Raw genomic sequence first — 21,311 nt, 5'->3', positions numbered from 1 at the left:
TGTTGATTATTGATTATTGATTACTGATTATTAATTTCTATTCTACTTAGGGGCAAGGCCTCTAAGTGATTCTTAGGAAGATTCGTGCTCAAGATAAACATTATAACCAAGTAGGATTTTGCCTTACTAGTAAATCTTTTGCCTTGCCTGAATCCATTATTATTTCCTTAACAATCTGCTCCATTCTTGACGCCTGAGAGCCCTTTATTAAAATAATATCTCCTGTTTTCAATCTTTGCTTTAAAAAATCAATAACCTTGCGATAATCATGAAAGCTAAATATATTATTATCATTCATACCTGATTCTTCAGCTCCTTGTGCTAATGCTCTAGATTCTTCTCCAACTGTAATTAAATAATCAAAATTCATTCCTGCCACCAGCTGTCCAACTTCGTAATGAGATTTTTCAGACAATACTCCAAGTTCTTTCATGTCTCCCATAATAACCCATTTTTTAGCTTGAGAAGATGTATTTATCTTGGCAAATGTATTTAAAGCAGACATAGCTGCTCTAGGAGAAGAATTATAAGTATCATCAATTATTAATGTCTTGTTTATGCCTTTAAGCGGATTCATTCTTCCTTTTAATGGTTTATACCTCTTAAACGAATTAACCATGTCTTTAGTCTTAATATTAAATGTTATTCCAATCGAAATAGCTGCTAACACAGAATAAATACTTGATAAAGAAACCATCCCGGGCAAAAACAATGAAATAATATCATCTTTATATTTAACCTGAATTTTTATTCCTTTTATTTTAACCTGGTTGTCTTTTATTTCCTGTTCCATTGATGAATAAATAACTCTAACATCCGCATCAATTGAATTGCCAAAAGTTATTATTTTTGCCCTAGTAATCTGTTTCATTGGAATAATTCTTTCATCATCAGCATTTAAAATTGCCCAATCATTACTTGATAATTTTTTAATAATGGCTTGTTTTTCTCTAGCAATATTATCAAGCCCTCCTAAAAATTCACTATGAGCTGGGCTGATAGCTGTTATTATTCCCCTACTAGGAAGAGCAATATCTCTTAAATAAGCAATATCTCCAATCCTGTCAGCCGCCATTTCAAGTATTAACACTTTTGGGTAATCCTTTTTTGTAAAAAAAAGATTAAAGGAAGATAATAAAAATATTTTTAACCATCCAAAAACATTTTTCCCGGGCGAATCATATCCAATAATAGTTAATGGTAGGCCTATTTCATTGTTATAATTTTTAATATTTTTTCTACAAAAAATATGATTGCTTAAAATAGTATAAACAGCTTCTTTTGTGCTGGACTTGCCAACACTGCCAGTAATTCCAATAATTACTGGTTTATATTTTTTAATTGTTTTTTTAGCAAGTATTGCTAAAAAATTTTCTATGATACTTAAAAACATAATTAATTTTCTTTATCTAATGGTACATTATAATAATTTAAAATAAATTCTGCAATTTTTCCAAAACAAGGAGCAGAAGTTAAATCTGCAAAACGATGTTGCTTGGGTTTATCCAACTTAACTAAAGCAACAAACTTGGGATTAAAAGCAGGAGCAAACCCAACAAAAGAATGAATCACGCCTTCTTCCAAATATCCTCCTCCTTTTTTAGGAATAATAGCTGTTCCTGTTTTGCCAGATACTTGATATCCTTTAACTTTTGCCCTTCTACCATACCCGTTTTCAAGCACAGAAACCATCATTGAAGTTATTGTCGCAGCAGTATATGGGGAAATAACCTGTCTAATAAATTCAGGACTATAAATAATTTTTTCTTTGTCAGGGCTTATAATTGACTTAACTATATATGGCTTCATTAATTTTCCTGAATTAGCAATTACTGAAATTGCATTAAGCATTTGAATGGGGGTAACTGATATACCATGCCCATAAGATGCTGTGGCTAGATATGTTTTTGATTTTTTAGTTAAATTATCTATGTTTGCCTTTGCTTCCCCTGCCAATCCTATGCCTGTTAAACTGCCCAGCCCAAACTTTTTTGTATAATTTCTAAAATTATTTATTCCAATTAAATCAGCCACAAAAACTGCCCCTGTATTTATAGATTGTTCCAAGACATTGTTCATGGTGGTAATCCCAAAACTTTTTTCATCAACGTTTTTTATAATATAATCCTCTATCTCAATATATCCCTTATCATTATATGTTGATTCTGGTTTAACTAATCCTAAATCAATTCCCATAGCCATTGTGATTACCTTAAAAACAGACCCTGGTTCAAATGCAGAAGAAATTGCATTATTTTTAAATAGAGAAATGTCTTCCTCAAAAAACTTATTAGAATCAAAAAAAGGATAGTTACACATGGCTAAGATTGCACCTGTCTTTGGATCGGCTACCAAAATTGACCCTGATTCAGCCTCATATTCATTAACAGCCTCAACCAGGGTATTGCATACAAAAAACTGTATGGAGCGATCAATTGTAATTATAATGTCTGCCCCATCTTTAGCTGGCTTAATAATATATCTTTGAGAAGGAATAATATTACCCAGAGCATCAACATCTGACTTATACTCGCCATTTTCTCCAGCCAGTGTTTTGTCAAAAAATTCTTCTATTCCATATTGACCTTTTGCATTAGGGCAATTTTGCTCTTCAAAACAATCTTGATTTTTACTTAAAAAACCAATTAAATGAGAAAAAATATTTTTTTCAGGATAAAATCTTCTCTCTAGTGGCTCAAAGCTTATGCCAGCTAATCCAAGCTTTTTTATTTGCTGAACCTCCTCTACTTCTACTTCTTTTTTTAATAATTCATAAGAATCTGTTTTAGAAGAAAGACGAGAAAATAAAAATTTCAAATCTGCAGTGGTTTTATTCTCCTCAATCAATTCAACATCTTTATCATTTAATTCATATTCTATGTCTAAATAAGGACTTATTTGCATTATCCAATTGTCTAAACTTTCTTTATCTATTTGTCTTGGAGAAACAATTAAATTATATTTTCTAGAATTAACTGCTAATCTATATTCTTCCTTGTCTTCTTTTATAATTATTTCCCCTCTTCTAGCTGGGATTAATTTAACTAAAGAATCATCTCTATGAAGCGAATAGCCCCTTAAATGATCCTTTTTTAAAATTTGTAACTCAAAAAGTCGAGCAATTATCACGAAGCCAAAAAGAAAAATAACTAAAACAATAGTTATTTTTAAGCGCCCTGTCATGTTTTTCATATTGGTTTATTTTTGAGCAAATACTTCTTGATTTAAAGCAATATAATCAAATTTTTCGACCTTAACCATGTCTAAATTTTTGGAAACATAGGAAATATTCTCCATTGAATTAAAACTAACTATTTTTTTTGTTAAATATTCATTTTGAATCAAAAGGTCTTGAAGCATATCATTATTTTTATCAATCTCCAACCCATAATAAACCATTGAATTTGATTGATACAATAAAGCTCCTGTTAAAGCTAAAAATAAAATAATAAAAATACAATTTAATAAAGTAAAATTGATTATTGTTGTTTTTGTTTGTGCCATATTATTATTTTTTTTCTCCAGCCCTAAGCTTAGCACTTCTTGACCTCTTATTTAATTCAATCTCTTGCTTGCTTGGGGTTATTGGTCTTTTAGTCAAAATTTTAATTTGCTCTTGTGTTTTAAAAAATCTCTTAACAATCCTGTCTTCCAAAGAATGATAACTAATCACGACAATTCTTCCGCCTAGCTCCAATACATCAATGCTCTGTTCTAATACCTGTTTTAAATTATTTAATTCATTGTTTACTTCGATTCTTAACGCTTGAAAAACCCTTGCCAACGACTTAACATGAAATCCTTGTTTAAAAGAATTTATAACAATATCTCTTAATTCTGCAGTTGTTTTTATTTTTTTAATTTTTCTTTTTTCAATAATATTCCTGGCTATTTTTCTAGAATTTCTTTCTCCTCCATATTCATAAAAAATATCTGCTAGGTCTTGCTCTGAATAACCATTAAGTATTTTCATGGCCGTGAGACCTGATTGTGTTTTACCATATCTCATGTCAAGTAATTCCTCTCTCATAAAACTAAATCCCTTATTACTCTCTTCTATCAAGTTTGTTGAAAGTCCGAGGTCTAATAAAATGCCATGTATTGGTTTAATTTTTTTAGATTGAACAATTTTTTTTAAATTTGCAAAATTATCATTTACCAAAACAGCCCTGTCAAAAATTCCTATATTATTAAGTTGCTTTTGGCTAGATTCAATTGCTTGTTTAGATAAATCAATCCCGAGTATTTTTCCACTTGGTTTTGTTTTATTTAAAATTTTAATTGAATGCCCTAATTGTCCAATCGTACAATCAATAAAATTTTGGCCTGGTTTTGGATTAAGATAATGAATTGCTTCATTTAAAAGAACGGGTATATGCATGTTAAAATTTTATGACCCTATGTCATCAAGTGTTTCTGCTATTTCAGAGCTACTTGCTTCTGATTTTTTTCTATATTCATCCCACTTTTTCTCGTCCCATATTTCTAATCTATTATAAAGCCCAGCTATTACTACCTTTTTTTTAATCTTGCCATATTTTTTTAAATAATCAGGCAAAGTAATTCTTCCCTGTTTATCTATTTTTACATCCATTGCTCCAGCCAACATTAATCTTTGAAAAGCTCTATTTTTAAACTTACTAGTTGGCATAGCAGATATCTTGGTTACATATTTTCTCCACTCTTCCTTTGTATATAAAGAAAGGCAGTCGTCAATACCTTTTGTGACAACAGCCCCTTTTAATAGTTCAGACCTAAACTTAACTGGAATTCCCAGTCTATTTTTATCATCTATTGAATAATTATATTCCCCTATAAACATATATAATTTTCCACAGTTTTATTAAGTTATCCCCACTTTTCTCCACAGGCTTACACGATGCTTATATTATAAACCATTTTTTACCACCTATCAACCACTGACTGTGGATAACTTTTTTAAACAAAAAATCCCTGATTAACAGAGACCATTAATAAAAAAAATATATTTTAAAAAGAATAAACAAACTGATAAATAATTCCAATTATAAAAATAAAATAAATTAAATAAGCAAACGGCCTGGGAAGATTAAAAGAAAACTCTGGCTTCCTGTCCCCTATTTTCTTGGCCTTATAATAGCTAGCAATTAAAATCATGCTTTGCAAACCAGCTAATATCCCTCCGGAAAATCCAATTACTTTTACAAAACTTTTTAAACCTAAAGCAAATAAAATCATTGGTACAGAAATTGTTAACAGCCATGAAAAAAATAATGGAATATTATAATCAATTTGAAACAATTGACGAAGAACATATGCTAGAGCTAAAAAAGAAGTGGACATGGCTAAGATTCCAAAAATTCCACCAACTAATATTATTTTTCCATTTACAACTGTTTTTAACCCTGCCAGAGCTGTTTCTGTTGTATTAACTCCTGTTACTCCCATAATAGAAATTGAAAAAATTATATAAATTAAAACAGGGATAATCAATCCAACTATAATAGCTGGTTTTAGTAATTTAACTTGTTTGGTTAATATTTTTCTCATAAGAGGAATTGCTGTTGCCCCTCCTAATGCAAAAAGAACAATTCCATAAGGAAAAAATATGTTGTCAAAATTAATTATTTTTAAATTATTTATATCAACATGGGGATAAGTTAATATAAATATAAAAAAAACAACAAAAATAAGACCAGCCGACATAAACATTTCTAACCGAGAAATAACATTAATGCCAATTAAAACTACAATGCTTGCAAAAGCCCAAAAAATAAAAGACCAAACAAAAGGAGTGCCACCAATTAAAGGAGAAAGAATAATGTCTAAAAATTCTCCGACACCAATTGTATAAGCTGTTAAGGCTGCATATATTCCAAGAACTAAAGATACTGTAATTAATGTCTTCCCCCATTTGCCCAAATATTTATTAGCATATCCTGGCATCTCTAAGTCATCTTTGGTTCTTAATATTAATTCTGCATAACAAAATTTTCCTATCAATAATACTATAAAAAATAAAAACAAATACACTACTCCGATCAAAAAGCCTGATTTTGAAAAAGCAAAAGGCAGACCAAATATGCCAGCTCCAATTACAGTCCCCATTAAAATAGCCACGGCTTTAATAAAATTCATAAATTATTTTAATAATTTAACCTGATCAACTTTGCCCATTAATTTTGTATATTGATTATTTGCTTGATCAACAGCATTTTTAGCATTATTAATATGAGTATTAACTAATCCTAAAATTGTATTAAACTTGCTCATATCTTTTTGGACTGTTGTTAATACTCGTAAAAGTTGTTTTGAATTCTCTTGTATTTCTTGTCCTTGCATTCCAATCATTATAATTCTAAGAAAATAATAAAAAGAATTTGGTGAAACAAAATAAACCATTTTTTCTCTAGCATAATCATCAATTTTTTCTTCCATTTTAATAATCTCATAATAAACCGCTTCAGAGGGAACATACATTACTGCAAAATCAACCGTGCCTTCATCTGGAAGAATATATTTTTTGGAAATACTGTCAATGTGATTTTTAATATCACGAATAAATAATTTTTTAATTTTCTGTTCTTCTTGAGTTGACTTTGCTTTTATTAATTTTCTAAAATTATCAAGCGAAAACTTCGAATCAATCGGTATTATCCCCTCTTTTGTTTTTAAAATAGCATCAACTATCTTGCCTGTTTTGAATTTATGCTGAAAACTAAAATGCTGTTTTGAGAAATATTGTTCAAGTAAATTTTTTAAAACCTGCTCTCCTATCCCTCCTCTTGCTTTTGGAGATTTTAAAAAATCTTGAAACAACTGCATTTGATGACCTATTTCTTTCATGCCTCCTAATTCTTTGTTTAATTGAGAAATAATATCCGAAGTTTTCTCAAGACGATTACTGACTGAATTTTGAAAATTTTGTAAATTTTGATTTAGCATTAGAAAAGAACCATCTTGATTATTTTTTTCTTTAAGCTCTTTAAACCTATTATTAAAAAAATAAAATAACCCTGCAAATCCTCCCAAAAGAATAATAAATAAAATAATAAATAAAATATATATCATAATGTTCTTATTTTATCATTTTTTACAGTTTTGACAACCAATTCTTGATAAGAATAATGTCAAAAATCCACTAACAGTAATTATTAATAAAAATAAATTTAAATCCACCCAAAAACTTACAAAACCTGGCTGAATATCTTCAAGTATAAATAAAACTAATAACAAGCCAATCAATGTAAGCCATAATTCTTTAACTAGAGTATAAATTAATCTTAAATATTTCATAATTTAATTTATAATTTTAGCTATTTTTTTAGACAAATAGAAAACAATGTCTTCTATAAAAATCTTGAAATTACTATTTTTTCTATATAAATTAATTTCTATTTTATTAATTTTAATTTCATTACGATTAACTGTTAATCCCGGAGAAGATATTATAAATTCCAAAGCATGGTTATTCATATAATCTGGCCCAACTAAAAACTCTATTGTTTTTTCCTTCCATTCTCCCATGACCTGGGGTGGCTCATATTTAGCAATAATATAGTCAACATATTCTAATGGAGTTTTTCTATTCCAACCAACCACTTTTGTTTTATCCTTTATTGCCTGTTCATCAAACTGATAATAAAATGTGACTGTTTTTTGATCATCAGGGACATTATTAACATATTCATGAATAGTATTAAACTTTTTTTCTTTTTGCCATAATGTAACATTTTCCCTTGTTAATTTATGCCAATCTAGTTCATCAAAAATTTTATTTTCAATTAATTTTAATTTAAAATTCCAATCAAGTGGATTGATTCTTTTTTTCATCAATCCTACTTGAAAAATAGCTTGATCTGGATTAGAGTAACTTATTTTTACAGATGCTCTTGTAAAAGTTCTAGGAATTTTTGTTTTAAAATAAACCGGCTCTACAAAAATTTTTTGCCAACAATTAGAATTTTCATCTATTTCAATTTCTCCAACTCTATTTTCGGGATATAAATTAGAAACAAAACTTGATTTAGAGCAAAAATCCTTTGACAAAAATAAATGTCCTTGTGGAATTATATTTTTATTAAATAACCAAGCAAAAAAACAAACTAAAAATAAGCAAAGAATTAAACGATAAAAATATAAGATAATTTTTTTATATCTCATAAACTATTTTTTATTAAATGATTTGGTTGATATTTCCATATCATAACCTTACCAATATTAATATGACCCCCTATTATTTTATCTATTTGCTCAACTATTTCTTCCCTTTTATCAAATAAAATCCATCTTGATTCAGTCATGAAATAACAATTTTTTGACTTAGTGATTTCTATGGATTTATCTAAATAACGAACAGAAGGAGATTCATTCATGTTCTGAAATAATTGAACTCTTTCTGGTTGTCTATACTCATAATAAAAAGGAAACCCTCCAGTTAAAATCTGCCGACTTGAAACTGCCTCCAAGGCCAATAATGGCCACGTATTTGCAAGCACACAAGCATTCCCTGTTTCAGAAACCTCTGATTCTATTGCTTGCCAAACATATTTAGCTGATTGATATTCATCAGCAGTTACTACTTGGAACTTTGGCCCTGACATATAAACACTAGTAGCCACCAGAGAGAAAAATAAAGCCAGCAAATAAACAATTGCCTTAAAAGAAAAAAACTTTAATGATAAATTTTCTACTAATTGATGACCTCCCCAGGATAATAAAATCATAACTAAAAACGAACTAAAAATAACGAGACGTTTACTAAAAATATGATTGCCTTCCATAAAGTAAGTAGCTATCATTTGACTTGCAAAAACCAATATTAAAAGAAAAAGAAACAATATTACTATTTTAGGTTGTTTTAATTTTTTATAAAAAATTATTCCAAATAATATAATTACCCAAAGCAATGGTGTTAAAATAAAATTCCATGGCAAAATTTCAGATAGAATTGACCTGCTTAAATTTAATCCTGTTGTAGCATAAAGCCAATTGTCCTGTTCAAAGCCATAACTTCTAGGGAATATTACATTTGAATATAAAATATTTTTAGAAAATTCTTTAAAACTTTTTCCAATACTTGGAATATCATCCTTAAACCATGAATAATTATTATATGTATCTAAAATAGGAATAAAAAATAACAACAGCATAAAACAACCAACTAATAATAAAATAATTTTTATACTTGATAATTTTTTAAATGAAATATTTTTAAACAAAATAAGTAAAAATAAAATTTCTATAAATAAAATTAAATATAAAATATAATTAAAATACAAAAATATACTAAAAAACAAAAGATAATAAAATAATTTTTTAGAACTAAATTTTTCTGAAAAATATTTTAATAAAAAAATTAGAGAAAACAAAAAAGGCAAAAAAGCAAAACTCATTGGGACGGTAATACTTGCATATGCTTGCAAAGGATAAAACAAAAATGAAGACAAAACAAATAAAAATAAAAATGTCTTTTTTTGAGATATAAAACTCCCTATTTTTAAAAGCAAGTAGGGTAAAAAAAGCGAAAAAAGAATAATCCCTAAAATCAAATCAATGTAAAAAACATCAACACCTAACAACCATGATAAAGCAATTGTCATCCCCCACATGTTTGCATATGAAGTTTTATTGCCAGCAATAAATACTTCTGGAATTTTAAAAGAACCAAACTCTTTATATGTAATTTCCTCATCTAACAAGGAGGGCTTATATGCATTTCCTTGCATTAATGACTTGGCTGCCCCAATGTGTCTCCACTTGTCTCCACCAAAACCAGACTTATATGGAATCAACAAATAAGCATGGGTTAAAAAAGACATTAAAACAATTATTATTAAAAAATATTTTAATTTTATTTTTGAAAAAACAAGGCAACCCGTCATAAAAATAATTCCAGCCCAAGCATAAAGATATAGAGGATGAATAACTGTCCATGGAGAACGAATATATTGACCTGTCCTAGAATAAAACAAAAGAAAAAAACAAAACAACCAAAGAAAAACACCAAAAACAATATTTGCCTTCGGTACTTTAAAAATAAATTTTGATTTAATTAAAGTAATTTTTTTTGAAGAATATTTAATTTTTTTTGAAATAAAAGACAAAATCAAAGATAAACATAAAAGCAAGCATAACAACCAAACAGGTGTTATCTTGAAAAAAACTATCGGAATTGCCATGCCAAACGCAATCAAATAAAGTAATGCAAATATTCCAAAAATAAATTGTAACTCTTCTTCGAATCCAAAGTACCCCAATATTTTACCAAGACAACTTGAATTTATAACTACATAAATAAAAAAAATAAAAAAATAAAGAATTTGATTTTGCCAAAATTCAAAATTAAAATACCAAATAATAACTGACAACAATGATGTTATGCTGAAAATTAAATATTTATCCTTATTTATTTCTTTGATTATTGATAATTTTTTCATAAACTTGACCTAGTTCTTTGTTTATTTTTTGCCATTGATATTTTTCTTTAACCAAAACTAAACTTTGTTCTCCAAAATATTCTCTTTTAATCTCGTCTTTTAGCAATGCTTTTATTTTCCTTGCCAAATCTTTATAATCATTTATTTCAAAAACAAGACCATTATCTTTAACCAGCTTCCTTGGCCCAGGAAGATTTGATACTATAACTGGCTTTTGACAAGCCATTGCTTCAAGCAAAACAAGACCAAATGATTCTGATCTTGTTGTTGATGCTAATACAAAAATATCTGATAAATTATAATAATCTGGCAAAGATTCATCTGAAACGCTACCAGTAAAAATTATATTTCTACTTATATTTAACTTATTTGCTAATTTTTTATATTTAACAAGTAAATCCCCTTTACCAATAATTAATAATTTTACTCCCCTGATTTTATATTCTAATATCAATTTTTGATATGCTTTTATTAAAATACCAATGCCTTTAAAATAATGAGCTCTATCAAGTCCACCTACAAATAAAATAACTTTATCTTGTTTTTGAATATTATATTTTTTTAATAATTCCTCATTTTTTTTAGATGGATAAAACCTTTTATCATCAACACCATGAGGAATTTGTAAAAATTTTTCTTTATATTTTTTTAAATATTTCTTTATATTTGTATGACGAGCATAGTCAAAAGAATTAACAATTATTTTATCAGCAATTCTTGCAAACAAAAAATTAAAAAAAGTATTGTAAATATTAAAGACAACCCCTCTTATGCCAGTATCTACTAAATCCATGTCATACTGAACAACCACTGGAATTTTGCTTCTGCTAATATATTTCCACAAAATAACCACATCTGCTCCACCAATAAATGGCCAGTGGATATGAATAATGTCAAATTGTTTTAATTTTTTATAAATATTCGGCACAAAACCAGTGTTGCCATATCTAAAGATTGGTTTTATGTATTCAATGTTGAGATTATCTATTTTAGTATTACTCCTTTTCCCTTTATCAAGAGTAAAAACAATAATTTTATGCCCTTGTTTGGCCATGGCCTCTGCTTCTTTCAAACAAACATTTCCCATGCCTCCCTTATATGGTAGAAAAGTTGAAACAATGTGGGCTATTTTCATGCTCATATAACTTTTATTATATTTAAAATTAACTTAAAAAGCAAGATAAAATTGACTTTTAAGCCAAAAATTACTATTTTGTAGAATCAAGAAATATTATTATGACTTCATAGAAAAAGAGCAAACTATTCTGCTCTAAATATTTTAAAAAAAATAAACCTGGATCCAACTCTAGGTTCTTCTATTTTTGTAACTACTGCTACTGATATTAAAGGGCTTATAATCTTTCTCAAAATGACTACAACTATATTAAGAATTATAAATTAAAAAAATTACCATATAATAATTTTTTTTAAAATATTCCAAATAAAGCCAAAGATTGGATTTACTAAATATTTTATTAAAGGATGTTCAAAGCCAGCAAAATCAAATTTACTTTCCAACAAGGTAGCAAATTCTTTGTCATTAATTTTTCTAGACCCCTGGATCCTTTTTCTTTTTTTTAATACCTTAAATATTTGTAAAGAACAGGAAAAATAACTTTTTATTTTCAAGCGCCCCCAACCATCAAAAATACTAAAAAATAAAACGCCTGTATCCATTGCCCAAATCAACGGATAAAGCAATAGCAGTGTACTTGTTTTATAAAATTTTAATAAAGTTAATTGTCTATTTCTTTCTGACCAGTACCAACGAAGATTTGAAATTTCTTCTGTATATTTATGATAAACAATTGCCTTGTCATTTAATAAAATATCATATCCTAAAAATCTCGCTCTAAGACAAATGTCTAAATCTTCGTGATACATAAACAAATCCTTGTCCAGTAATCCCACTTGCTTTAATGCTTTTGTATTTATAAACATACCTGCTCCAGAAGCATATGTAATACTAGGAAATTCAGATGTTTTGGTGGCTAAAAATTCAGTTATTGGCTTTTTAAAATCTCCTGAATAACCAAATCCTAAAAAATGAATCTTGTCTCCCGATGTTTGAATTAATTTTTTATCTGAAAAACATAGAATTAATGGTTGCCATGCAAAAATCTTTTTTCTTGAAAAAAAACTTGCCTGGCTTGATAATTCAAGTAGGCAATTTTTGTCCATAACAGTATCCTGATTTAACATAAAAATATAATCACTAGAATCACGACTATTAAGATCTTCTATCATTGCTTGATTGTTTGCTTCCGCAAATCCTCTATTTTTTTTATTTAAAATAATTTCAAACTTAAACTTACTTGTTTTCCATTTTTTTAAATAATCTCTACTGCCATCAATTGAATTGTTATCCACAACAATAACTTTAATAGGCAAAAATGTTTGCTGGCTCAAACTATCAAAACAATCAGGGAGATATTTTAATCCATTATAATTTATAATGACTATTGTTATTTTAGTATCATTCATATTTAGCTGATATCTTAATTTTCTAAAGTCGATGTATCTCCTATCTCTTTCCCCAACTCTTTTGCCTTTAGTATCCTTCTCATAATTTTGCCACTTCTTGTTTTTGGTAAAGAATCAACAAAATCAATTTCTCTTGGTTTAGCAATTGGACCAACTTCTGTTCTGACATGATTAGCAATTTTCTTTTTTAATTCTTCTGATTTTTCACAACCTTGTTTTAAAATAACAAATGCTTTAATTGCTTCTCCCTTAATCTCGTCAGGAACACCTATTACAGCTGCTTCAACAATGTCTGGATAACTCACGAAAGCGCTCTCTAATTCAGCTGTGCCAAATCTATATCCCGATACCTTTAAAACATCATCTGTTCTCCCTTGTATCCAAAAATAACCATCTTCATCTATTTTAGCTGCATCTCCAGCAAAAAATGCCCCTTTTATCTCCTTGAAATATACTTTTTTATATCTTTTTTTATTTTTATATAAAGTTCTAAGCATGGCTGGCCATTGTGATTTAATAACTAAAAAGCCATCTTTATTAACTGGTAGCTGTTTTCCATTTTTATCAACAACCTCTGCCTTAACTCCAAAAAATGGTCTGCCAGCTGAGCCTGGTTTTAATTCTGTTACAGGAAAACTAGTTATCATCTGCATGCCTGTTTCTGTCTGCCACCAAGTATCCATTATTGGACATCTGTTTTGCCCTATGTACTTATAATACCAATGCCAAGCCTCTGGATTAATTGGTTCGCCAACACTGCCAAGTATTTTAAGGGAATCTAAGCTATATTTTTGAGGCCATTTTTCTCCATATTTCATTGAAGCACGAATAGCCGTTGGAGTACTATAAAATTTTGTAACCTTATATTTTTCAATCAATTCCCACCATTTTCCAGGAGTAGGATACAATGGTGGACCTTCATAAAAAAACTGGGTTGTCCCACATATAAAGGGAGCATAAGCAATATACGAATGACCTGTAATCCAACCAGGGTCTGCAGTGCACCACCAAACATCATTTGAATGAATATTAAAAATCCACTTGAGGGTAATATAAATTCCGACCATATATCCACCATGAACATGTATCACTCCTTTTGGTTTTCCAGTTGTTCCAGAAGTATATAAAATAAACAAGGGCGTGTCAGAGCTTAATTGTTCTGTCTTACATTTTGAACTTTGTTGAGCAATTAATTCATCATAATAAATATCTCTTGAGTCTTTCATGTCTACTTTGTTTCCCAATCTTCTAACTACTAACAATGTTTTGACACTAACTATGTCTTTAATTGCTTTATCAACAATTTCTTTTGTTTTTATAAGTTTTTCATGATAATTATAGCCATCCGTGGTAATTACAATTTTAGCATTAGCATCTTTAACTCTTGTTTTTAATGCTTCTACGCTAAAGCCACAATAAACAACACTATGAATTGCTCCTATTTTAGCAGAAGCAAGCATTGCAATTATTTGTTCTGGCACTCTTGGTAAATAAATACTTATTCTATCTCCTTTAGTTATCCCCAAGCTCTTAAAAGCATTAGCTGTTTTACATACTTGTTCATTTAGTTCATTATAAGAAAACTTTCTTTCTGTGCCATCTTGTCCCTCCCATAGTAAGGCTGTCTTGTTCCCATTACCTGAATTAATGTGTCTATCTATTGCATTATGAATAATATTACATTTAGCCCCAACAAACCATTTAGCAAATAATCGTCTCCACTTCAAAGCCTTTCTCCATGGCTTATACCATTCCAATTCATTAGCAATTTTCTCCCAAAACTTATTTGGATTATCAATCGACTCTTTATAAAGTTTTTCATAATCTTTAACATAAAGATTATGAAGTTTATCTAAAGGTGTTTTTATTTTTTTCATAATTTCTAAATATCAGGATATTTATTTATTTGACGCTTATTTAAGAGGCCTATTTGTGCCCCTGTTTTTTTTATTACTGAAGTAGAATTTGCCACCCCCCAGCGCAAAGCATTGCTTATATCTCCGGGATGATAAAATAAACTACCAATAAAACCTGAAGAAAAAGAATCACCCGCGCCCGTGGCATTAATTACTTTAGCAGGCATTTCCATTTGATAAAAAATTTTCTGCCCATTATAAGCATAAGCTCCTCTTGGCCCAACTGTAATTACAACAATTTTAGGCCCCATATCATAAATTTCCTTAATAAGAGAGCGCACATTTAAATCTTTAATTTTTTTTCTGGAAAGAACTAATTCCCTTGCTTCGTCTTCATTCAAAACAAAAACATCTGTCATTTGTAAAAATTTTTTCAAACCATTATAGCCTGAGCTTATCTGTACATTAGTTGGGTTCCAACCAACTAATGTTTTTGATGCTTTAATTACTTTAAAAATATTTTTCATGGCTACTGGCCAATCAACACAACTTAACGAAGATATATAAAACCAACTTGCTTTTAATGATTTATATGAATTAAAAGGGAAAACAAAATAATCACTAGCTCCCCTATAAGCAAAAATCACATGCTTTCTTTTCCTAGTAAGCCCAAGAATAAAAGAAAAGCCTGTGCTATTTTTTTTATCTATTTGCATTAAATCTGTGCTTATTTTTCTCTTGTTCATCTCCAATAACAAGGACTCTCCTTCTTTATCATCGCCTACTCTAGCTATGATTCCTGTTTTTATACCCATGCTTGCAAAACCAGCCGCCGTATTATTTGCTCCTCCGCCACCCTGAAAATAAACCTTATCAATATATGCTTTTGAGCCAACTTCAAAGCCGATTATGCTATCACATAACCTGTCTTTAGGGGTTTCTATGATTTTCCCTTCTTTTGTATAAAAAAAGATATCTCTCATAGCTCCTCCAATTGTAATAATATCATATTTCATATATTTTCTAAAAATCTCTTAATTTTGCCTTAAATTTTTTAGCCAACCTGGTTGTAATGACTGATTGAATTCTATCAACCTCTTCAGACTCAATTGTTTTTTTATTAGATTGAAAAATAAGACGAAAAGCAATACTTTGTTTGTTTTTGAATTTTTTATCTTCAAAAACATCAAATAAATCAACTGATTTAATTAATGGGTCAATGTTATTGACTGTATCAAAAATATCTTTCCATTTATTTTTTTTCTCAATTAAAAATGCCATATCTCTTTTAATGGAAGGAAAAAGAGAAATTGGTTTATAAAAACCTTGTTTATCTCTTAAATTATCCAAAAAATTGATATTACATTCAAAAACAGCTGTTTGCTTGTCAATGGTTACAATAACGCCTATTTTCTTTTTTTTATAAAATATTTCTACAATATTATTTGATTTGGTTTTATATTCCAAATTATTTTTACTAATCCTTATTTTGTCTAAAAATAATTCAACTACTCCTTTTATCTCAAGATAAATATTTTTATATTTCCCAAAAATCAATCCAGCTATATTTTTTTCTTCTTTTTTTAAGAATACTTTACCAGTTTCAAAAATTTTAAATTTTGAAAAATATTTAGAATTATTAACAGCATTTTTTAGAAGTCCTGGAATTAAACTCACTCTTAAATATTTTTGTTCTGGATTTAAAGGATTTTTTATTTTTTTATGATATAAATTCCCAACAATAAAATTATTCAATCCTGAATCTCCATAAAAAGAATAATTATAAACTTCATCAAATCCAATCCCAACTAAAATATTTTTTAACTTATCATCTAAAAAGAAGTCATCACTTAATAAAACTGGCTTTAATTCTGTTTTTATTGGTTTTGGGACAATATTAGTCGTCCCTTGAACTCTAATTATTTCTTCAATTATATCTGGAAAAATATTTAAATCCGGTCTATGAATTGGAGGAATAATAGTTATACTTTGTTTTTGATTTAAAATTATTTTACACCCTAACTTTTTCAAAATTAAAATTACTGCTTGTTTATTTATTTTACTACCAATAAATTTAGCTGCCTCATCAAAATTAAACTTTATATTAACTGGTTTTTTTATTTTTTTAGAAGCAGTCTCACTTTGAATATCATATATTTTACTAATCACTCTACCTTGTGCTAATTGTTTTATTAGTTCAACAGCTCTTAGTAGTCCAATGGCTGGAAAATTAATCGGCAAACCTTTTTCAAACCTAATAGAAGAATCTGTTCTAATCCCCGAAATCCTGGAACTTCTCCTTATCATAGGACCATTAAAATTAGCCGACTCAATAACAATTGTAGTTGTATTATTGTTTATGCCTGAAAACTCTCCTCCCATTATACCAGCCAAAGCAATTGGTCTATTTTTGTCAGAAATTATTAAATCATTTTTATTTAAACTATATTCTTGACCATCTAATAATAATAATTTCTCTTTATTAACCGCCGGGCGAATTAAAATTTTATTACCTGAAATTCTATCAAAATCAAATGCATGTAATGGCTGTCCAATTTCATTTAAAATATAATTCGTAATATCAACCACATTATTTATTGGCTTAAGCCCTAAACACATTAATTTCTCTTGCATCCATCTTGGAGATGGTTCAATTTTTATATTATCCATCACAATCGCCATATATCTTGAGCAGGAAATATTATCTTTAACCTTAATATCTAAATTGATATTTGTTTTTAGGTTTAATTTCTTTTGCTTGTCAAATAAAGATTCATCAAAATTGCCAACCCCCAATACTGCCATTTCTCTAGCAAAACCAATATGATTAAATAAATCTGCTCTATGAGTAATTGATTTATTCTCTATTTCCAAAATAGAATCATCAAGTCCCAATGCCTTGTCAACCCTCATGCCTACTTTTATGTTTTTAGGAAAAACATAAATCCCTTCATGGTCACTACCTATTCCCATTTCATCCTCTGCACAAAGCATTCCATCTGATTTTATTCCCCTGATAGTGCTTTTGGTTATTTCTAGGTCATTAATAAGTTTTGTTCCTGATAATGCCAATGGTACTTTTTGCTTGTTTTTAATATTTAAATCTCCACAAACTATTTTAAATATTTTATTTTTTTTATTAACAACTGTTTTTACTGTTACAATTTTTAACTTATCTGCATTCGGATGTTTAGCTATTTTAATAATTTCAGCAACTATTAAATCTTTCAAGCAATCTATTGGCTTGGTTACTCTTTCAACTTCAGCCGTATGCATACTAAAAATATCTGCCAACTGCTTTGGAGTTTTTTTAGTTTTAGTAAGTTGTTTTAACCAGTTATAAGATAAGTCCATATTAAAATTGTTTTATAAATCTTAAATCACCTTTATGAAACCACCTAATATCATCAATTCTTGCTTTCATCATTACAACTCTGTCAAGCCCAGCCCCAAAAGCAAATCCAGTGTATTTTCCTTTTTTATAACCCGCGTGTTCAAAAACTTTTGGATGTATCATTCCACAAGGTATTAGTTCAACCCACCCAGTTTTTTTACAAACAGAACATCCCCTTCCCTTACAAAAAACGCATTGAAAATCTAATTCAAACCCTGGTTCAACAAAAGGAAAATAACCCGGCCTCAATCTTACTTCAATGCTTTCTTTAAATAAAGAAGAGAGAAAACTTCTTAATGTATATATTAAGTTAGAAATTGTAATGTCTTCATCAACAACAAACCCTTCCAATTGATAAAATGTATGCTCATGAGATGCATCAGTTGCTTCTGGCCTAAAACATCTACCAGGCACAATTACTCGCAATGGTGGGTCTTTTTTTTCCATTACTCTAGCTTGCATAGGAGATGTATGTGTTCGTAATAAAAATTTATCTTTTTTCTTTGAATTCTTGTCTTCAGACAACCAAAATGTGTCCCACATATCTCTGGCTGGATGCCCGGCCGGAATATTCAATGCTTCAAAATTATAATAATCTGTCTCTAATTCATATCCTTCTAAAATCTCAAATCCCATGGAGGAAAAAATCTCAGATACTTTACGTCTAATCTGAGTAATGGGGTGTAAGTGACCGAAATCTATGTTTTTGCCAGGCAAAGTAATATCTATTTTATCAATTAAAGAAGATTTGGTTGATAAACTTAATTCTTGTTTCTTACTAGCTATATTGTTTTCAATTATAAGCTTGCTCTTGTTTGCAAAAGAACCAACTTCTTTTCTTCTGTTTTTGGGAATATTTTTAATATCTCTTAAAATATTACTAAGCTCTCCGTTCTTTCTGCCAAAATATTTTCTCCAAATTTTGGCAAGCAACTCTATGTTTTTTGCTTTATCAATTTCTTCAATTGCTTTCTTTTTAATTGCTTCAATTTTATTAATCATATTTATATTTTTTACTAGAAGTGAGGAAAAAAAGCTCCAAAGCTATAAAAAATAAAATCATAAATAAAAAATTCCACCATCTTAAAATCCTTAAACTCAACAGAATTAAAACACCAATAATTAAAAAAGATGTCCAAATTGCCTGCCTAAAAGACACTTCCACTTGTTTAAATACTGGCTTTTTCTTTCCAATTTTTGCCCTTATAACAAATCCCAATAAAGCCAATGTGCCAATTATTGCCAAAAATAAACTTGCATAAAAAAGCACATATCCATTTAATCCTGTTTTCCATGGATTAATAAATACAAGCACTAAAAGACATAAAGCCCAGCAAATAATTGTTAATATTACCATTAAATTGAGATATCTTTTAAGGGTCATAAATCTATAAATTATATTTTATATTATAACAAATTATAACATTATACAAAAATATAACAAGATAAAAAAGAGGACCTAAAAGAAATTAAGTCCTCTTCTTTAGAATAATTTATCTAATTTACATCATGCCTGGCATCATGCCTGGCATTCCTCCTCCTGCAGAAGCAGGGGAAGTGCCACAAGTATTTCCTTCCTCAGCTGGTTCATCAGTTATAATTGCTTCTGTTGTTAAAAATAACGAAGCAATAGAAGCTGCATTTTCCAATGCTGTTCTGGTTACTTTGGTTGGGTCAATAACACCTGTTTCCACCAAATCTTCAAACTTGTTTGTATGTGCATTATATCCATAATTTCCCTGATTTTTTTTAACCTTTTCTGAAATAACTCCACCATCTTTACCTGAATTATCAGCTATTTGCCTTAATGGCTCTTCTAATGCTCTTTTTAATATTTTTATACCAATTCTTTCGTCCCCAAAAACACGCACATTATCTAAACAAGGTAAACAACGAATTAAAGCCACTCCTCCTCCAACTACAACTCCTTCTTCAACAGCAGCCTTAGTAGCGTTGACAGCATCTTCAACCTTGAATTTTTTTTCTTTCATCTCTGTTTCTGTCACAGCTCCAACTTTAATAATAGCTACTCCTCCTGCCATTCTGGCTAATCTTTCTTGTAATTTTTCCTTATCAAACTCTGAAGAATTTAACTCTATTTGTTTTTTAATGTTAGTAATTCTATCTTCTATATCTTTTTTACTGCCAGCGCCATCTACAATCGTAGTAAAATCTTTAGTAGAAATGACTCTCCTTGCCTTGCCTAGATCTTTTAACCCAATGTTTTCTAATTTTATGCCGAGTTCTTCTGAAATAACTTTTCCGCCAGTCAAAATTGACAAATCTTTCAACATTTCTTTTTTCCTGTCTCCAAAACCAGGCGCCTTAACAGCTAAAACATTAAACGCTCCTCTTATTTTATTAACAACAAATGTTGCTAATGCTTCTCCTTCAATTTCGTCAGCTATAATAACTAAATCTTTTTTTCCTGCTTGAGCCATTTTTTCCATTAAAGGCAATATCTCACTTAAAACTGAGATTTTTTTATCTGTTAAAAGAATTAATGAATCTTTATACTCAGCCGACATTTTATCTGCATTAGTCACCATATAAGGAGATTCATATCCACTATCAAACTGCATCCCTTCTGTAATATCAAGCTCCATGCCAAAAGATTGTGACTCCTCAACAGTAATTACTCCATCTTTGCCAACAGACTCCATTGCCTCTGAAATAACTTTTCCTATTTCTTCATCATTTGCAGAAATAGAAGCAACCTGTCTAATCCTTTCTTTTGTTTTGACAGGTCCCGCAATATTATCTTTTAATTCTTTAATAACTGCTTTTACTCCCTTATCAATTCCTCTTTTAATCATTAATGGATTTGATCCAGCAGTAACATTTTTTAACCCAACTTTAATAATAGATTGAGCTAACAACACAGCTGTTGTAGTCCCGTCTCCAGCAATATCATTGGTCTTTGAAGCAACTTCTTGAAGCAATTGAGCTCCAACATTTTCAAATTTATCTTTTAATTCAATCTCCCTAGCTACTGTTACTCCGTCATTTGTTAGGGTTGGAGACCCAAACCCTTTATCTATAGCAACATTTCTACCGATAGGACCAAGCGTTACTTTGACTGCATTAGTCAATTTATCTACACCTTTTTTTAAAGCCTCTCTGGCTTTTTCATTAAATAAAATTTGTTTTGCCATATAT

The 21,311-nt window shown here is 29.2% G+C and carries 18 protein-coding genes; all 18 read right to left on the bottom strand.

The genetic code is table 11. The features are described 5' to 3' along the window. Positions 1-100 precede the first annotated feature (100 nt). On the bottom strand, positions 101-1,393 hold the full coding sequence (locus tag ISS06_00330) for a hypothetical protein (GenBank protein ID MBL7053637.1): 1,293 nt from the start codon (positions 1,391-1,393) through the stop codon (positions 101-103). Positions 1,394-1,395: 2 nt separating this feature from the next. Next, complete coding sequence (locus ISS06_00325; GenBank protein ID MBL7053636.1) at positions 1,396-3,192, bottom strand: penicillin-binding protein 2; 1,797 nt, start codon at positions 3,190-3,192, stop codon at positions 1,396-1,398. A 6-nt stretch (positions 3,193-3,198) separates the two neighbouring features. Next, positions 3,199-3,504, bottom strand: a complete 306-nt coding sequence (locus ISS06_00320) for a hypothetical protein (GenBank protein ID MBL7053635.1) — start codon at positions 3,502-3,504, stop codon at positions 3,199-3,201. 4 nt (positions 3,505-3,508) lie between these two features. After that, entirely contained in the window at positions 3,509-4,381 is an 873-nt protein-coding gene (rsmH, locus tag ISS06_00315) for a 16S rRNA (cytosine(1402)-N(4))-methyltransferase RsmH (GenBank protein MBL7053634.1), read from the bottom strand. Between the two features lie 9 nt (positions 4,382-4,390). Then, complete coding sequence (mraZ, locus tag ISS06_00310; GenBank protein ID MBL7053633.1) at positions 4,391-4,822, bottom strand: division/cell wall cluster transcriptional repressor MraZ; 432 nt, start codon at positions 4,820-4,822, stop codon at positions 4,391-4,393. Positions 4,823-4,989: 167 nt separating this feature from the next. Next, positions 4,990-6,117 (bottom strand): hypothetical protein, encoded by a 1,128-nt coding sequence (locus tag ISS06_00305; protein MBL7053632.1) that lies wholly within the window; start codon positions 6,115-6,117, stop codon positions 4,990-4,992. Between the two features lie 3 nt (positions 6,118-6,120). Further along, complete coding sequence (locus ISS06_00300; protein MBL7053631.1) at positions 6,121-7,050, bottom strand: DNA recombination protein RmuC; 930 nt, start codon at positions 7,048-7,050, stop codon at positions 6,121-6,123. A gap of 15 nt (positions 7,051-7,065) precedes the next feature. Beyond that, complete coding sequence (locus ISS06_00295) at positions 7,066-7,275, bottom strand: hypothetical protein (protein ID MBL7053630.1); 210 nt, start codon at positions 7,273-7,275, stop codon at positions 7,066-7,068. Between the two features lie 3 nt (positions 7,276-7,278). Continuing rightward, positions 7,279-8,142, bottom strand: coding sequence for a hypothetical protein (locus ISS06_00290; GenBank protein ID MBL7053629.1), 864 nt, complete (start codon positions 8,140-8,142; stop codon positions 7,279-7,281). Beyond that, positions 8,139-10,418: a hypothetical protein gene (locus ISS06_00285; GenBank protein ID MBL7053628.1), complete on the bottom strand. Its 2,280-nt coding sequence runs from the start codon at positions 10,416-10,418 to the stop codon at positions 8,139-8,141. The genes ISS06_00290 and ISS06_00285 overlap by 4 nt, the downstream gene beginning before the upstream one ends. Then, complete coding sequence (locus ISS06_00280; protein ID MBL7053627.1) at positions 10,384-11,553, bottom strand: glycosyltransferase family 4 protein; 1,170 nt, start codon at positions 11,551-11,553, stop codon at positions 10,384-10,386. The genes ISS06_00285 and ISS06_00280 overlap by 35 nt, the downstream gene beginning before the upstream one ends. Before the next feature lie 272 nt (positions 11,554-11,825). Then, the gene (locus ISS06_00275; GenBank protein MBL7053626.1) at positions 11,826-12,902 is read right to left on the bottom strand and encodes a glycosyltransferase family 2 protein; all 1,077 of its coding nucleotides are present in this window, start codon (positions 12,900-12,902) and stop codon (positions 11,826-11,828) included. 14 nt (positions 12,903-12,916) lie between these two features. Continuing rightward, positions 12,917-14,779 carry an acetate--CoA ligase gene (gene acs / locus ISS06_00270; protein MBL7053625.1) on the bottom strand — a complete coding sequence of 621 codons (1,863 nt, stop codon included), beginning with the start codon at positions 14,777-14,779 and terminating at the stop codon, positions 12,917-12,919. A 5-nt stretch (positions 14,780-14,784) separates the two neighbouring features. After that, on the bottom strand, positions 14,785-15,774 hold the full coding sequence (locus ISS06_00265) for a carbohydrate kinase family protein (GenBank protein MBL7053624.1): 990 nt from the start codon (positions 15,772-15,774) through the stop codon (positions 14,785-14,787). A 7-nt stretch (positions 15,775-15,781) separates the two neighbouring features. Further along, positions 15,782-18,112 carry a phenylalanine--tRNA ligase subunit beta gene (locus ISS06_00260; protein MBL7053623.1) on the bottom strand — a complete coding sequence of 777 codons (2,331 nt, stop codon included), beginning with the start codon at positions 18,110-18,112 and terminating at the stop codon, positions 15,782-15,784. 1 nt (position 18,113) lies between these two features. Beyond that, on the bottom strand, positions 18,114-19,154 hold the full coding sequence (pheS, locus tag ISS06_00255) for a phenylalanine--tRNA ligase subunit alpha (protein MBL7053622.1): 1,041 nt from the start codon (positions 19,152-19,154) through the stop codon (positions 18,114-18,116). After that, positions 19,147-19,509, bottom strand: coding sequence for a hypothetical protein (locus ISS06_00250; protein ID MBL7053621.1), 363 nt, complete (start codon positions 19,507-19,509; stop codon positions 19,147-19,149). The genes pheS and ISS06_00250 overlap by 8 nt, the downstream gene beginning before the upstream one ends. Positions 19,510-19,654: 145 nt before the next feature. Then, on the bottom strand, positions 19,655-21,307 hold the full coding sequence (groL, locus tag ISS06_00245) for a chaperonin GroEL (GenBank protein ID MBL7053620.1): 1,653 nt from the start codon (positions 21,305-21,307) through the stop codon (positions 19,655-19,657). Between the last annotated feature and the right edge of the window lie 4 nt (positions 21,308-21,311).

It is taken from the genome of Patescibacteria group bacterium (assembly GCA_016784145.1).
GTDB lineage: Bacteria > Patescibacteriota > Patescibacteriia > UBA2591 > UBA6264 > BS150m-G65.
Note: the sequence above shows the minus strand (reverse complement) of the source record. Positions and strands in the feature narration are given on the sequence as shown.